The following is a 15065-nucleotide window of genomic DNA, read 5'->3' as shown; positions in this document are numbered from 1 at the left end:
GTCAAGAGATTTTAATACAACTCATATTTTGCATACAAAAATTCAATAGTCTTACTTCCTGCCTCCTGTCCCTTACCTCAATAACTTAACTTTTCTTCAAAAAATATGATTATTATCGTCATGGGTGTATCTGGTTCTGGCAAAACCACCATAGGAAAACTGCTAGCAGACTCTTTAGGCTGGGAGTTTAGTGATGCTGATAGTTTCCACTCGCTAGAGAATGTTGAGAAAATGCGGCGCGGTATCCCGTTGACTGAAGCTGACAGGATGCCTTGGTTGCAAGATTTGCAAGCAGCCATCAAACATTGGCTGCAAGAAAATAAAAATGTCGTGCTGGCGTGTTCGGCTTTAAAAGACAGCTATCGGCAATTTTTGGTATCGGATAGCGATCACACTAAGTTAGTTTACCTCAAAGGCTCTTATGAGTTGATTCAAATACGGTTAAAAGAACGTAGCAATCATTACATGAGCGAAAAACTTCTCAATAGCCAGTTTGATACTCTCGAAGAACCATTAGATACGATATCTATGGATGTTGCACAACCACCCCAGATCATTGTCCAGAATATTAGAACGGCTTTGAGACTTTAGCTTATTGGTTAAAACCGTAAGATTAAGATTAATCACGTCTCTACGAAAACACGAACTTTTGGCAACTAAATACGTCGGATGTAAGTCTAAAGAAGTTTTAAAAGCAACCACATAACTGTAGTGGTAGGAGAAAACTAGTGTTTCTAAGATTAGCGCAACAACATCAAGAATTCGTTCAAGACTTGGTAATGAACCTACAAGCCTTGACAATTATTCTTGAGCGGCGTGGGTATTCTGCCTCATGTTATACGTGCGGCGACCAAATGAAGAGTGCTTCATTTATGGTTAGCCTACGAGAAAAGCATCTGATTCGTTTTGTAGTGTCTGATTACGGAATTACTTGGATGGAATTATGGGACGATCGCGAATTAATGAAGTTGGAGGGTGCAGAAGCAATAAAACAATTGCAAGAGTTGGCTAATATTATCAAGTATTCGCACACCATACAATTGACAACTTAACACTCCTCTAGGTAAAACCGAAAAAAACTTAATATAGATTTTACACAGGTGTGTATAAAGCTATTTATTCAAAAATCTATCCAACAGATGAATTATCTATTGGTATAAACTTATTCCTACACAGATCGCATAAGTACTTGGTTTTAAGTCTGCGCTCTAAATTTCGTGTACTTTATCAATACTTTTGTCTAATCCCGATTGGATTGTAAAAAACACTTGACGAAGTGTGTTGTACACAGTTTTGCAGATGGAAAAGAAACTTAACACACGTCTCTGCACACGTGTGCAAAAATAAATCAATTACAGCTTTTGCACACCTGTGCATAAATGGATTCCCAAAGTCCGATTTAGAAAATCAATACCGACAAGTAACAAGATATGTCTCCAATACTTGTCGGTTAAGGGGAAAAGGGGAAGGGGAAAAAACCTTTAACCTTTATCCTTTTCCCCAAACCCAATTCCGAGTTAAAAATCCTTAACCGAGCAGTATTGGATATGTCTCAGATTTTAAAGAATTCCATCGAACAAGCTCAAAACAACCCCTTACATTCGCTAGAAGAGTGGGAAGAAGACTTACTCAATCGCTATCCCAATCCAGACAGCATAGTTAAAGAAGGTAAAACCACCGAAGAGTATAGGAATTACCAAACGCCTACTAGAGATACGGTGAAGGAATTTTATCGGTTAAATCATATTAATCAAACATATAATTTTGTCCTTGAGAAAGAAAAGAATTTTCTCAAGTTTGATAAGAAAGAAATGTCTGTTTGGGATGCGGTTGAATTTTTGAATCAATTAGTAGATGATTCAGATCCTGATACAGATATGGATCAGCTACAACACCTATTGCAAACATCAGAAGCCATTCGCGCTGATGGTCATCCTGATTGGATGGTACTTACTGGCTTCTTTCACGATCTGGGGAAGGTGCTTTGTCTATTTGGTGAGCCTCAATGGGCTACTGTCGGTGATACTTATCCAGTGGGTTGTGCATTTTCTGATAAAATTGTTTTCTCGGAATTTTTCAAAGACAACCCTGATTACAATAATCCCAATTACAACACTAAATATGGTATTTATGAGCCGAATTGTGGATTGAGTAATGTACATATTTCATGGGGGCATGATGAGTATTTATATCAAATAATGAAAAACTATTTGCCTGAATCGGCGTTGTATATGCTTCGCTATCACTCATTTTATCCTCAACACCGCGAAAACGCATATAACCATTTGATGGATAAACATGATCGCGAAATGTTTAAATGGGTGAATTTATTCAATCCTTATGATTTGTATTCAAAAAACCCTACTCCTCCCGATTGGCAAAACTTAAGACCATACTATGAGGATTTAGTGGCTAAATATCTACCCGCGACGTTAAAGTTTTAAACTGCTGACACTCAATTACTAGCTATTGCTGTGCGCTAAAAAATCTCCATTTTTCTAGGAGATGCTAAGAGTAGTTAATCAATTTCAGGTTTGGGATTTTAGATTAACCCTATATCTATAGATTGGTGCTGAAAAATAGTTTGAAGCTTAGAATTTGAAATCTTGCAACTGCATTATCTAAAATCTAAAACTGGTTATCCTCCAAGCTAAATTATGATATTTCAATCTGAAAATGTTAAGTTTTTTGAATTTGCTTAATCTTAAAAATACTTAACATTTTCCAGCACTAGAATTCCAAGAGTTTTAACTAAAGATAGATTAAAAATCTTTCTTTGTTTTGTAACATTTAATAACTAAAACTCATTTTGGTACTAAGGAAGGATAAACTCATAAAAAGACAAGCAGATGTTCTCAAGTCGAATAATATCCTTTTCTAAAAATTTTGCGGAAAAGGTAGTTTCAATCCAGGCACATTAAAAAAGCATTTTCACCAAAAACTAGTGTGAATGACGTGATGTAATCGTCAGAAGTTTGCTTTAAAAATAAATTTTTTTAGTGAATTGGAATGAATAACAGCAACTCAAATCACATCAGTTTGCAAGATATTAAATAAGAGTTGAAAATGCCAAATTCTGTAGAAATATTAGGTAATGTCTGATTATTTTAGACATGTTTAATATTCTGCCGACCTTGATCAAATTTAAATCCGTTGTTAAAAATAAGACAAAGATGAAGACAATTGCACTCATAGTTGGCATATTAGGTTTCACTCTTGTGAGCTGCACAAATAGCGCTCCAAATGACAACTCTGCTGCTAATGTTACTAATACTGCTACCAACACTAGTTTACAGACTAAAGTTAATAGTCCAAATAGAAAATTGCAAACAATTGGTGTTGCCTTGGGTGACTTGGGAAATCCTTTCTATAATGCAGTGCAGAAGGGTGCAGAGACAGAAGCGAAGAAAATCGGCGGTAATATTAGAGTGAATGCGGTTTCTAGTGGTTTTGATCTGAACCAACAAAGCAACCAAATCGAAAATTTTACTGCTGCAAATACTGATTTAATTATCCTCAGCGCTGTTGATAAAAAAGGAGTTAAACCAGTAATTGACCAAGCAAGGCTGGCAGGTAAGGTTGTCATTGCAGTAGATTCAGCCGTTGATGCAGACGTAGATGCGATGATTAGCTCTAACAATACCCAAGCTGGTGAGATTGCTTGTCAATATATTGCCGATCGCATCAAAGGTCAAGGTAGTGTAGTCATCCTCAACGGTACGCCGATGGATTCAATCAATCAGCGAGTTAGTGGCTGTGAAAAGTCATTATCCAAATATCCTAATATCAAACTCATCTCTAAAGACCAAAACGCCGAAGGGACAAGGGATGGAGGTTTGAGAGTGATGAGTGATTTACTTACAACCTTTCCCAAAATAGATGCCGTTTTTGCCACGAACGATCAAAGCGGTGTGGGTGCAGACTTAGCCGCAAGACAAGCAAAACGCAAAGAATTTTTTATTGTTGGGGTTGACGGTTCGCCAGATGCAACCAAAGCAATGGAAGACAAAGATGGTGTATTTGCTGCAACTGCGGCGCAAAATCCCGCAGGGATGGCTCAAAAAGCAGTTCAGATTGGCAACGATATCATCCAGGGTAAAAAACCTGATTCACCTGACGTTCTGATTCCAGTCAAATTGGTTACTAGAGATAACCTCAGCAGCTACAAAGGCTGGTAAGTAAGAAAAATTTAATTAACTTTAGGAAATAGATAAATATGAAAAGGATTGCGATCGCAGTTAGCATACTAGGTATCATCAGTGGTGGGGTTGTCGGCTGTACAAATGCTTCTCCCGATAACAACACTGCTACTAACCCTGAGACAAAACCTGCTACAAATACTAGTGCCGAGACTAAAACTGCCACTGGGAATTCCAAATTACGATCAGTTGCCTTTACCGTTGGCGATTTAAGTAACCCTTTCTTTGTCCTCATGGGACAAGCAACTGAGGCAGAAGCCAAGAAAATTGGCGGTAAAGATGTCAATGTAACTGTAGTTTCCAGCGCTTACGATCTGAATCAACAAGCCAATCAAATTGAAAATTTCACTGCTTCCAATACTGACATTATTATCGTCAATGCTGCTGATAAAAGTGGCATTAAACCAGCAATTGAAAAAGCGAAACAAGCTGGTAGAATTGTCATTGCGGTAGATACTGGTGCTGAAGGAGGTGTGGATGCCACCATCACTACTAATAATGTTCAAGCTGGAGAAGTTAGTTGCAAATATATTGCCGATCGCCTCAAAGGTAAAGGCAATGTAGTAATAGTTAATGGCCCGCCAGTAGACTCGGTGATTCAGCGAGTTAGTGGCTGCGAGAGTGTACTGTCTAAATATCCCGATATCAAAATTCTCTCCAAAAACCAGAATGCAGAAGGTAGTCGGGATGGAGGACTGAGAGTTATGACTGATTTGCTGACAACCTTCCCGAAAATTGATGCAGTTTTTGCCATTAACGATCCAAGTGGAGTTGGCGCAGAACTAGCAGCGAACCAAGCACAACGTAAAGATTTCTTTATTGTCGGGGTTGATGGTGCGCCAGAAGCAATCACTGCGATCGCAGCTAAAGATAGTATATATGCTGCAACCGCTACTCAAAATCCGCGAGGGATGGCCGAAAAAGCAGTTCAGGTTGGAAACGACATTTTAAATGGGAAAAAACCTACTAATCCCACCATTTTAATTCCCGTTAAGCTGATCACAAAAGATAATGTCAGCACAGAAAAAGGCTGGAAATAATAACAATTGTAAATTCACAATTAAGAGTTATGTCTAAGCTGAATTGAGTCTTTTGATACATTGACATAGTTTTTGCACATACCCATGATGTATCTATGTGCATTTGTAGAAAGTTCTGATATATTGCCTTTCAATATTCAGAACTTCCCAAGATAGCAATCGCTTTTTAAAACAGAATTTTGTGATGCTTTTAATTTCACATCAGATGTGAGTTGATTAATTTCTAACTCACAACTTGCGACTTTTAGATTCTTTTTACAGGAGATGTTCATGACAACAAGTATTGAAACCTCATTTCCTGATGCACCAACCACCACCCCTGTATTAGAAATGCAAGGGATTACCAAACGATTTCATGGTGTATCTGCGCTCCAAAATGTTAATCTCACGATTTATCCCGGAGAAGTTCATGCCCTCATGGGTGAAAACGGAGCAGGCAAAAGCACATTGATGAAAATCCTGGCAGGGGCTTACATTGCCGATGAAGGAGAAATTCGCATCAATGGTCAACCCCTGAAAATTACCGATCCGGCAACAGCACGCAAAGCGGGTATTAATCTTATTTATCAAGAACTGAATGTTGCGCCTAATTTAACCGTTACCGAAAATATGTTTATGGGTAGCGAGTTGCGGCGAGGTCAGTTTTTAGACCGCAAAGCTATGCAACTGGAAGCAGAGCAAGTGTTAGATAGCTTGGGAGCGAATTTTACAGCCCAGACTATAGTTGGTACTTTATCCATTGCAGAACAGCAACAAGTCGAAATTGCCAGGGCGCTGAAAGACAAAAGCCGCGTTTTGGTGATGGATGAGCCAACAGCAGCCTTATCTGACCGCGAGAGCGACCATTTATTCGAAGTAATTCGCAAACTACGGAGTGATGGCATTGCGATTATTTACATCAGCCATCGGATGGAAGAAATCTATGCTTTAGCTGACCGGATTAGCGTCCTGCGCGATGGTCAATATATTGGTAGTCTCACACGCAGCGAAATTTCTCCACAGCGATTGGTGCAGATGATGGTTGGTCGCTCCATGCAAGACTTTTACGAACATCAACGGCAAATGAATCCTGGCCCGGTGGTGCTAGAAGTCAGAAACATGAGCGATGCCCGCAAAAAGATTGAGCCGGCTAGCTTTGAACTTCATGCAGGGGAAATTCTCGGTTTAGCGGGGTTAGTTGGTGCAGGACGCACAGAACTATCGCGGCTGATTTTTGGTGCTGACCGCAAAGCCAGTGGTGAAGTATTTTTAAATGGCAAAAAACTGGAAATTAATACGCCCAGTGATGCGATCGCTGCCGGAATTGGCTACGTCCCGGAAGACCGCAAAGACCAAGGTTTATTTCTAGAGATGAGCGCCCGCAAAAATATTGCCATCAATACACTCAAGCAGGATGCCAAAGGTGGAATTGTTAATTGGCCTTCAGTGAATCGGCTGTCAACAGAGGCGGTGGAAAACTTTAATATCCGTCTAGCCAATTTGGAAATTAGAGCGCTGGATCTTTCTGGTGGGAATCAACAGAAGCTACTATTAGCGCGTTGGTTAGCCATTAAACCCAGAGTACTGATGTTAGATGAGCCGACACGCGGCGTAGACATTGGTGCTAAAAGTGAAATTTATCGAATTATGAGCGAATTGGCAGCACAAGGTGTTGCTATTTTAATGGTTTCCAGCGAACTATCAGAGATTGTCGGTATGAGCGATCGCGTCTTGGTGATGCGAGAAGGACAACTAGTAGGCGAACTGGACGGCAGTCTTGGCAAAGAAATCACCCAAGAAAAGATTATGCACTATGCAACTGGAGCATCGGAGGTATCAGCATTATGAGTCAGACAGTCAGACCACCTATCAATAAATCAGCCAACAATCCCGCATCCCGCAACCGAAAATCAATCAGCACTCTGCTGGAAGTTGCGGGTATTTTGCCAATCCTAGTAATTATCTGCATCTTATTTGCATTCCTTTCTCCCAACTTTCTCACCGGCGGTAACATCGTCAATATCTTGCGTCAGGCATCAATAAATATTGTGCTGGCGACAGGAATGACCTTTGTAATTCTCACCGGAGGTATTGACCTATCAGTTGGGTCAATATTGGCTGTTTCTGCCGTAGTTGGACTGCTGGTATCGCTACTGCCGGCTTTAAGTTGGGCGGCTGTACCTGCTGCATTGCTGGCAGGATTGCTTTTAGGCTTAGTCAACGGCGCTCTCATCACCTTCTTGGATGTGCCACCTTTTATTGTCACATTAGGTTCACTCACAGCCTTACGGGGTGTGGCCTTTTTGATTGCTAAAGGGACAACGCTGATTAACCGAGACATCAATTTTGCTTGGGTAGGTAATAGTTACGTCGGGCCTCTGCCGTGGTTAGTAATCATTGCACTACTGACTGTAATCGCTAGCTGGTTTGTATTGCGGCAAACAGTTTTAGGAGTGCAGATATATGCAGTAGGTGGTAACGAACGGGCAGCCAGATTAACTGGGATTAAAGTTAATCGTGTCTTGCTATTTGTCTATGGTATTAGCGGATTACTGGCAGGCTTAGGAGGAATCATGAGCGCCAGCCGTCTATATAGTGCCAGTGGCATATTGGGTCAAGGTTACGAATTAGATGCGATCGCAGCTGTTATTCTTGGTGGAACCAGCTTTACAGGTGGTATTGGTACCATTGGCGGCACTCTTTTAGGTGCATTAATCATTGCTATTCTCAACAACGGTTTAACTCTGTTGAACCTATCTTACTTCTGGCAACTAGTCGTCAAAGGACTAGTAATTATTTTGGCAGTAATGATTGATCGACTCCGCAGACGTTCCAGACGTTGAAAAAGAGGCAAGGGGGCAGGGGAGCAGGGGACGCAGAGGATGCAGGAGAAGAATAACTATTGGTTATTAAGTATTCCCCATTCCCCATTCCCCATTCCCCATTCCCAATACCCAATTCCCAATGCCGAATATATAAACTATGTCTTCTACTACTGTTCGTCGTAAATCCAGCACATTTTATGTGATTTTGATTGCTGGCGCTGCTGCCCTCGGCGGCTTTCTGTTCGGTTTTGACACTGCTGTAATCAACGGTGCGGTTTTATCATTAGCAAAAGCTTTTAACACCAGTAGTTGGGTGACAGGACTGGCAGTGTCTCTAGCATTACTGGGATCTGCGGTAGGAGCCTTTTTTGCCGGACAGATTGCAGACCGTTATGGTCGAGTCAAGGCAATGGTGGTCGCTTCGGTGTTGTTTACTATCAGTGCCATTGGCTCTGGGATGGCCTTCACAATCTGGGATTTTATCTTTTGGCGAGTATTGGGTGGGATTGGAATCGGCGTTGCTAGCGTCATCGCCCCAGCTTACATTGCAGAATGTTCTCCTACCCATTTGCGGGGAAGGTTAGGATCTCTGCAACAATTAGCGATCGTAGTGGGAATTTTTGTTGCCTTATTGAGCGACTACTTTATCGCTACGTCAGCAGGTTCAGCAGACTCGCCGTTTTTGTTTGGGGTTGCAGCTTGGCGCTGGATGTTTTGGACAGCAGTCCCACCAGCAGTATTCTATGGGATGGTAGCTTTAACAATTCCTGAATCTCCCCGTTATTTGGTTGCCAAAGGACGAGAATCAGAAGCTGTTAACGTTCTGACCAAGATTTTGGGGGGTGACGTACTGCCAAAAATTGAAGAAATTCGGCAGACAGTGCTTCGTGAACGCCAACCTAAATTTTCTGACCTCTTAAGCAGAAGTGGCGGACTCCTCCCCATTGTTTGGATAGGAATCGGCTTATCTGTATTACAACAATTTGTTGGGATTAATGTAATCTTTTACTACAGTAGTGTTTTGTGGCGGGCAGTCGGGTTTTCCGAAAAAGATTCCCTATCAATCACGGTGATTACAGGAGCCGTCAACATTATTACAACACTGATTGCGATCGCCTTCGTGGATAAATTTGGTCGTAAGCCGTTGCTAATAATAGGGTCAATTGGCATGACCTTGACCTTGGGGACGATGGCTTATGTTTTTGGCAATGCTCCCCTAGATGCTGCTGGAAACCCTGCCCTCACCGGAAGCGCCGGGACTGTGGCTCTGATTGCAGCTAACCTCTACGTGTTTTGCTTCGGTTTCTCCTGGGGGCCAGTGGTTTGGGTGCTATTGGGAGAAATGTTTAATAACAAGATTCGAGCGGCTGCACTTTCAGTTGCTGCTGCAATTCAATGGGTCGCGAATTTCCTTATTTCCACAACATTTCCTCCCATACTCCAATATTTCGGTCTAGGTTCTGCCTATGGACTTTATACAATTGCGGCGGCTACCTCATTCTTTTTCATTCTCTTTTTTATTAAAGAAACCAAAGGAATTGAGTTGGAAGATATGTAATTCGCATCTGCCTAATTTGTAATTCTGAACTCAATCATTAGTAAAAAACTTTATTTTCAACTTTTCAAATCAAATTCAGTAGCATCTGAATGATTAAAAAACCGCAGAGACGCTGAGGGCGCTGAGAATAGGAAAGAAGAATAATTCTGATACAAATGGATTTGGTCTCAGATCAAAAAAGATTGCTGTAAATTTTGTGGGGTGGGCATCTTGCCCGCCCTGATGCTGCAAACTTTATCTGGAACATCTAACAACAACTAAATACAAGCTTTCGCTTCAGTCAATCAATAAAAAGATGGAAACTCTCAATACGGCTCTTTGTTCTTATGGTTTGTCCGGTAGGGTCTTTCATGCGCCGTTCATTGATTTGCATCCAGGTTTTCAATTAGCAGGCTCTTGGGAAAGAAGCAAAAAGCTGATACAGGAAGATTATCCAAAACTAAAAAGCTATCCTTCTTTGGAAGCATTGCTAGCCGACGATCGAGTAATTCTGGTGGTAGTAAATACACCAACTTATACACATTACGATTATACGAAACAGGCTTTGCTGGCAGACAAGCATGTAGTGGTAGAAAAAGCATTTACCACAACAGTCAAAGAAGCAGAACAACTGAATGAATTGGCATTAAAACAGGGAAAGAAATTATCTGTATATCAAAACCGCAGGTGGGATAGTGATTTTAAAACAGTAAAAAAAGTTATACAAGAAGGCTTGCTGGGTGATATTATTGAAGCAGAATTTCAATTTCAAAAATATAAACCAGCACTCAGCCATAAACAACACATAGAAGTTGCCAGTCCAGGTGCAGGAATATTAAACAATTTAGGCCCGCACTTAATAGACCAGGCTGTGCATTTATTTGGGATGCCTGATGCTATTTTTGCAGACATCCGAATCACGAGAGTGCGATCGCAGGTAGATGATTATTTCGAGTTGATACTATACTACGACAAGCTGCGCGTTAAGTTAAAAGCGGGTTTCCTTGTGCGTGAACCCGCACCTGCCTACATCATACATGGCACAAAGGGTTCTTTTCTCAAAAGCAGAGCCGATGCCCAAGAAGAGTATTTAGTTGCGGGTCTCAAGCCTAATACACTTGATTGGTATACAGAGCCGGAAAATGAATATGGCTTGCTGCATACAGAAACAGACACAAAAGTAATTCGGGAAAAAGTAAAAAGCTCACAGGGCAGTTATTTAGGCTATTACGACGCAGTATATAAATCTATTGTTGATAATCAGCCAGTTGCTGTTACTGCCGAAGACGGAATTAATGTAATGCGGATTATAGAAGCAGCTATTAAAAGCAGTAATGAGCAAAAAGTTATAGCGTTGCTTTAAGTAATCTAAAATTTCAACTCAAAATATCTAACTTTAATGCTGGCTAGCTTATAAGCCAGAAGCTTTTTTTCGACTGTAATTTTTTTCTTTACAAAGTCAGAATTCAACCATTTTCACATAAATAAGTCCATGATTAAAATTCTTCTGCATAGCTTTTTTATCCTATTTTTCGCAGTTCCAGTAGTTTGGGCAGCACCTCCAGAAGATGATAAAAATTTGCAGGGACAAGTCAATTCTGTTTCCCAACTTTCCGACATTAAACCGAGCGATTGGGCATTTCAGGCACTGCAATCACTAGTCGAACGCTATGGCTGTATTGCAGGTTATCCTGATGCAACCTATCGCGGTAATCGTGCTTTGAGTCGTTATGAATTTGCTGCTGGTTTAAATGCTTGTTTAGACCGGGTGAATGAATTAATTGCTGTGGGTACTAATGATTTAGTCAAAAAAGAAGATTTGACAGTGCTGCAAAATTTGCAGACAGAGTTTGCGGCAGAATTGGCAACTCTGCGTGGCCGGGTGGATACCCTGGAAGCACATACAGCAACGCTGGAGCAGCAGCAATTTTCCACCACTACTAAGTTGAATGCTCAAATTATTACGGCCATTAGTGATACCTTTGGTAATAGAGTAGGTGGACAAAGCGATGAATCCCGTCTTTATTTTGCAAACCGAGGTCGTCTCAACTTAGAGAGTAGCTTCACCGGTAAAGATTTATTGCGAGTCCGGCTGGAGTTTGGCAACTTTACAAATTCTAATGGTGCAAGTCAAATTGCCGCAGCCACAGGCACAGGCATGACACGACTGAATTTCGACAATGACAGCAACAATACACTAATAATTCCCCACATCCGTTACTACTTCCCCGTTGGTGACTCCCTTTCTTTCGTTGTTGGCCCCACAGGTATTGGTTACAACGACATCACAAATAACATCACTCCTGCCACGATCGCTGATGATGGTAATGGGATTCCCTCACTCTTTGGTAAAAACAGTCCCCTCTTCGAGCGGGGTGGTGGGGGTGCAGCCGCTAACTGGAGTATCAGTAAAAACTTGATTCTCACCTTGGGCTATTTAGCAAATAGTCCGAATGTTCCATCAGCGCAAAATGGCTTATTTGATGGCGGCTACAATGCTCTAGCCCACCTAGCATATTACGGCGAACAAGGAGCTATTGGTGTCGCTTACTCTCATGGTTATAACCCTGCTGGCACTGTAGATATCAACGCCGGCAGAGGTAGCGCCCTATCAAATGCTCCCTTCGGAAATAACGTTGCCACTTCCAATAGCATTGTTGGCGTACAGGGATACTATCGCTTTTCCGAAAATTTCCAAGTTCACTCTTGGGGTGGATATGTTTGGGCAAATGCAAAAAACTCTGGTTTCAGCGATATTTCTAATGGTAGGGGTGGAACAGATTCTCTGTTCGTGAACAATGGTGATAATGCCAATGCTTGGTTTGGAGCGATTGGTATGTCGTTTCCCGATGTGGGCGGTAAAGGCAACCTGCCAGGAATTCTCTTTGGGATACCACCGCGTGTCTCTAACAGTGATATCCGTCAAGACCGAGACACCGCTTACCATATTGAAGCATTCTATCGCTACCGCCTGAACGATAATATCTCAGTAACTCCTGGTTTTTGGGTGATTATCAACCCAGAAAATGATAGTAGGAATGATACGCAGTATGTGGGCGTGCTTCGTACAACCTTCGATTTTTAATCGTTTAGTTGGCTAACAGAGTCTGTTAGCCAACTCGCAATCAATCGAAAATACTCGAATATTTAAACTGATACAATAAGTCTCTTGAATAAGGGGATTTTAGCCAAGTCTTGTTCACTGAGCTATTAGCTAAATTCCGCCGTACTCTAGTAGCATCTTCACCACTTTATTTCATCACTCTGTATAAAGATTAATCAAAGCTAAATATCAGTATTTGCTAGGACTTGCTTTATCTCTAGGGAGTGAGGAAGTCAAAACTTCAGATATTGTAAATTCTTTACTTATGCAGATTACGATTCCGTTTGTCCATGCTGATACTAATAGGCTGAAAAACTTTTAATTTGCATTCGTAAAAAATAAATTACTTGTGAGGTGGGCAACATGAGCGCCAAATTTGTGCAGATTAAAAGTGCTACAGCTTACTTTAAATATCTTTATGACTGTTTAAGATTGAGCATTTATATCTTAAAACAAACTTAGGGGCAAAGTAACGAGAATTATTCTTAGGCAATAGGCATACAGACTGCCCGTAAAGACAAAGATGGGCATCTTGTCCATCCCGCAAATATGCAATACCAAAAATAGCTTTGGTAAATATATTCTGAAGCAGAGCCTACACAACTTAAGTAGTTAAGAAATGAATTAAGGAGGCAAGAGATAATCCCCATAAATAAATTTAGGGAATTTATAATGGACGCTGTATTTTTTGCGCTGCGCGTCTCAAAATCCATTTTTTATCTTTATTCATAAATAAATTTAGGGGCTTTAAACCCGTTTGGCAGAGAACAAAAAATATATTTTCTTCCTCCTGCCTTCTCTTTGAGACGCTACGCGAACTGCCTCCTGCCCTCTGCCTTTCTTCGGTAATTAATACGAATATAAATCCTTGAAAAACCCCCAATTCTAACCCATTTGGTAAACCTGTTATGAATTCTGAAAACATCGGTCAAGAGAGACAAAGCTTAGGATGGTTAATCGTTCTAGGCATTCTAATGATTGTGCTAGGCATGGCAGCGATCGCAGAACCATTCGTTGCCACTATTGCCATTACAATCGTCATCTCTTGGTTTTTATTGATCGCTGGTATTGTCCGAATTGTCCACGCATTGCAATCACGACGACAAAAAGGCTTTTGGCTAAAGCTAGTGGTTGGTATTCTATATACACTTGCTGGGATTATGTTGATTGGCAACATCTTTGGTGCTGCGCTCTCCATCACATTCGCCTTGGGAATTGTCTTTTTGGCTGAGGGTGTATTTGAGGTAATTACAGCATTTCAAATACGTCCAGAGCCAAATTGGGGTTGGACACTGTTTAGTGGCATGATGGCCATTATTCTGGGAATTTTAATTTTGTATAAATGGCCTTTCAGTGCAGCTTGGGTGCTGGGATTATTTGCAGGGATTAATTTTTTGTTGACAGGTGTTTGGATGATCGCGCTCTCACTGCCTAGCCGTCGCATTCCTAACCAGAGAACAGGAATCTGAATTGGGTATAGGGGAGAGGTAACAGGTAATAAAGAATAATTTGTACCCTGTAACCTATACCCTATCGCTAAAGCCTAACATCACACTTATGGAGCAGACTGGTAATAACTACAGCAAGCTTTCAGTGAGTAAACTACTGATTTGCAGGAGGTGCTGACCGATCGCCACCTGGAGGATGAGGCGGAACACCCAACGCATCTTTTAACTGTTGTTCGCTAACTCCCAATTTTGCCGCAGCTGCTTTCAAATCAGGGCGGGGTGGGCGTTGCTTGCGTAGGCGTAGCCCGTCGTAGACATCGCCACTTGGAGGATTAGCAGGAACACCCAACGCATCCTTTAACTGTTGCTCGCTAACTCCTAACTTGGTCGCCGCAGCCTTAAAATCAGGGCGGGGTGGGCGCTGATTGCGTAGGCGTAGCCCGTCGTAGACATCGCCTGTGGGAGGATTGGCAGGGACACCCAACGCATCTTTTAACTGCTGCTCACTAACTCCTAACTTGGTTGCAGCAGCTTTAAAATCAGGACGAGGTGGGCGTTGATTGCGTAGGCGTAGCCCGTCGTAGACATCGCCTGTGGGAGGATTGGCAGGGACACCCAACGCATCTTTTAACTGTTGCTCGCTAACTCCTAACTTAGTTGCAGCAGCCTTAAAATTAGGGCGGGGTGGGCGATGTTCTCCTTCTGGTGGTTGATTGGGTGGTTGTTGCGCCTGGGCAATTTGAGAGAATTTATTAGCGGCATCAGCCTGATTGAGTGAAATCAAACCAAATGTGCCAACCAGAACGGGAATCGCTGTTACAACTAGTATTCTACGAATATTCATGATCATTTTTCCAAAAATAGCTCGTTTACATTTCTGATTTAACTGAACCAAAATTACAGTTTGCCCTGCTTGTAAATTACAATTTTGTAA

13 protein-coding genes are annotated in these 15065 nt (G+C 41.5%); 11 read left to right on the top strand and 2 right to left on the bottom strand.

The window, feature by feature from the left end; genetic code table 11:
• The first annotated feature begins 105 nt into the window (after positions 1-105).
• From ACFFRD_RS06010 to ACFFRD_RS05965, 10 genes are all read left to right on the top strand, one after another.
• Positions 106-591 carry a gluconokinase gene (locus ACFFRD_RS06010; RefSeq protein WP_392480780.1) on the top strand — a complete coding sequence of 162 codons (486 nt, stop codon included), beginning with the start codon at positions 106-108 and terminating at the stop codon, positions 589-591.
• A 137-nt stretch (positions 592-728) separates the two neighbouring features.
• Complete coding sequence (locus tag ACFFRD_RS06005; RefSeq protein WP_114083127.1) at positions 729-1052, top strand: DUF1815 family protein; 324 nt, start codon at positions 729-731, stop codon at positions 1050-1052.
• Between the two features lie 495 nt (positions 1053-1547).
• Positions 1548-2444: an inositol oxygenase family protein gene (locus ACFFRD_RS06000; RefSeq protein ID WP_392480778.1), complete on the top strand. Its 897-nt coding sequence runs from the start codon at positions 1548-1550 to the stop codon at positions 2442-2444.
• Positions 2445-3173: 729 nt separating this feature from the next.
• A complete protein-coding gene (locus tag ACFFRD_RS05995) occupies positions 3174-4178 on the top strand; it encodes an ABC transporter substrate-binding protein (protein WP_392480776.1) in 1005 nt (334 codons plus the stop codon).
• A gap of 38 nt (positions 4179-4216) precedes the next feature.
• Positions 4217-5239 carry an ABC transporter substrate-binding protein gene (locus ACFFRD_RS05990; protein WP_392480775.1) on the top strand — a complete coding sequence of 341 codons (1023 nt, stop codon included), beginning with the start codon at positions 4217-4219 and terminating at the stop codon, positions 5237-5239.
• 270 nt (positions 5240-5509) lie between these two features.
• Positions 5510-7066, top strand: coding sequence for a sugar ABC transporter ATP-binding protein (locus ACFFRD_RS05985; RefSeq protein ID WP_190936375.1), 1557 nt, complete (start codon positions 5510-5512; stop codon positions 7064-7066).
• Positions 7063-8061 carry a ribose ABC transporter permease gene (locus ACFFRD_RS05980; protein WP_190936374.1) on the top strand — a complete coding sequence of 333 codons (999 nt, stop codon included), beginning with the start codon at positions 7063-7065 and terminating at the stop codon, positions 8059-8061. The genes ACFFRD_RS05985 and ACFFRD_RS05980 overlap by 4 nt, the downstream gene beginning before the upstream one ends.
• 139 nt (positions 8062-8200) lie before the next feature.
• The gene (locus tag ACFFRD_RS05975; protein WP_392480773.1) at positions 8201-9601 is read left to right on the top strand and encodes a sugar porter family MFS transporter; all 1401 of its coding nucleotides are present in this window, start codon (positions 8201-8203) and stop codon (positions 9599-9601) included.
• Between the two features lie 295 nt (positions 9602-9896).
• Entirely contained in the window at positions 9897-10943 is a 1047-nt protein-coding gene (locus ACFFRD_RS05970; protein WP_392480771.1) for a Gfo/Idh/MocA family oxidoreductase, read from the top strand.
• A 129-nt stretch (positions 10944-11072) separates the two neighbouring features.
• Positions 11073-12665, top strand: a complete 1593-nt coding sequence (locus tag ACFFRD_RS05965; RefSeq protein ID WP_392480769.1) for an iron uptake porin — start codon at positions 11073-11075, stop codon at positions 12663-12665.
• Between the two features lie 685 nt (positions 12666-13350).
• On the opposite strand, the gene ACFFRD_RS05960 is transcribed toward ACFFRD_RS05965, so the two are convergent.
• Entirely contained in the window at positions 13351-13608 is a 258-nt protein-coding gene (locus ACFFRD_RS05960; RefSeq protein WP_392480768.1) for a hypothetical protein, read from the bottom strand.
• Here ACFFRD_RS05960 and ACFFRD_RS05955 point away from each other — a divergent pair.
• Positions 13592-14152 carry an HdeD family acid-resistance protein gene (locus ACFFRD_RS05955; RefSeq protein WP_114083136.1) on the top strand — a complete coding sequence of 187 codons (561 nt, stop codon included), beginning with the start codon at positions 13592-13594 and terminating at the stop codon, positions 14150-14152. The genes ACFFRD_RS05960 and ACFFRD_RS05955 overlap by 17 nt on opposite strands.
• A gap of 133 nt (positions 14153-14285) precedes the next feature.
• Here the strand turns inward: ACFFRD_RS05955 and ACFFRD_RS05950 are convergent, their stop codons facing one another.
• On the bottom strand, positions 14286-14975 hold the full coding sequence (locus tag ACFFRD_RS05950) for a hypothetical protein (RefSeq protein WP_392480766.1): 690 nt from the start codon (positions 14973-14975) through the stop codon (positions 14286-14288).
• Positions 14976-15065 lie beyond the last annotated feature (90 nt).

Source organism: Nostoc sp. C110 (genome assembly GCF_043099725.1).
Classification (GTDB): domain Bacteria; phylum Cyanobacteriota; class Cyanobacteriia; order Cyanobacteriales; family Nostocaceae; genus Nostoc; species Nostoc muscorum_A.
Note: the sequence above shows the minus strand (reverse complement) of the source record. Positions and strands in the feature narration are given on the sequence as shown.

Excerpts from the sequence above, each read along its gene's own strand:
- ACFFRD_RS06010 (WP_392480780.1), top strand. The coding sequence starts at position 106 with ATGATTATTATCGTCATGGGTGTATCTGGTTCTGGCAAAACCACCATA.
- ACFFRD_RS06000 (WP_392480778.1), top strand. The coding sequence starts at position 1,548 with ATGTCTCAGATTTTAAAGAATTCCATCGAACAAGCTCAAAACAACCCC.
- ACFFRD_RS05995 (WP_392480776.1), top strand. The coding sequence starts at position 3,174 with ATGAAGACAATTGCACTCATAGTTGGCATATTAGGTTTCACTCTTGTG.
- ACFFRD_RS05990 (WP_392480775.1), top strand. The coding sequence starts at position 4,217 with ATGAAAAGGATTGCGATCGCAGTTAGCATACTAGGTATCATCAGTGGT.
- ACFFRD_RS05985 (WP_190936375.1), top strand. The coding sequence starts at position 5,510 with ATGACAACAAGTATTGAAACCTCATTTCCTGATGCACCAACCACCACC.
- ACFFRD_RS05980 (WP_190936374.1), top strand. The coding sequence starts at position 7,063 with ATGAGTCAGACAGTCAGACCACCTATCAATAAATCAGCCAACAATCCC.
- ACFFRD_RS05975 (WP_392480773.1), top strand. The coding sequence starts at position 8,201 with ATGTCTTCTACTACTGTTCGTCGTAAATCCAGCACATTTTATGTGATT.
- ACFFRD_RS05970 (WP_392480771.1), top strand. The coding sequence starts at position 9,897 with ATGGAAACTCTCAATACGGCTCTTTGTTCTTATGGTTTGTCCGGTAGG.
- ACFFRD_RS05965 (WP_392480769.1), top strand. The coding sequence starts at position 11,073 with ATGATTAAAATTCTTCTGCATAGCTTTTTTATCCTATTTTTCGCAGTT.
- ACFFRD_RS05955 (WP_114083136.1), top strand. The coding sequence starts at position 13,592 with ATGAATTCTGAAAACATCGGTCAAGAGAGACAAAGCTTAGGATGGTTA.
- ACFFRD_RS05960 (WP_392480768.1), bottom strand. The coding sequence starts at position 13,608 with ATGTTTTCAGAATTCATAACAGGTTTACCAAATGGGTTAGAATTGGGG.
- ACFFRD_RS05950 (WP_392480766.1), bottom strand. The coding sequence starts at position 14,975 with ATGAATATTCGTAGAATACTAGTTGTAACAGCGATTCCCGTTCTGGTT.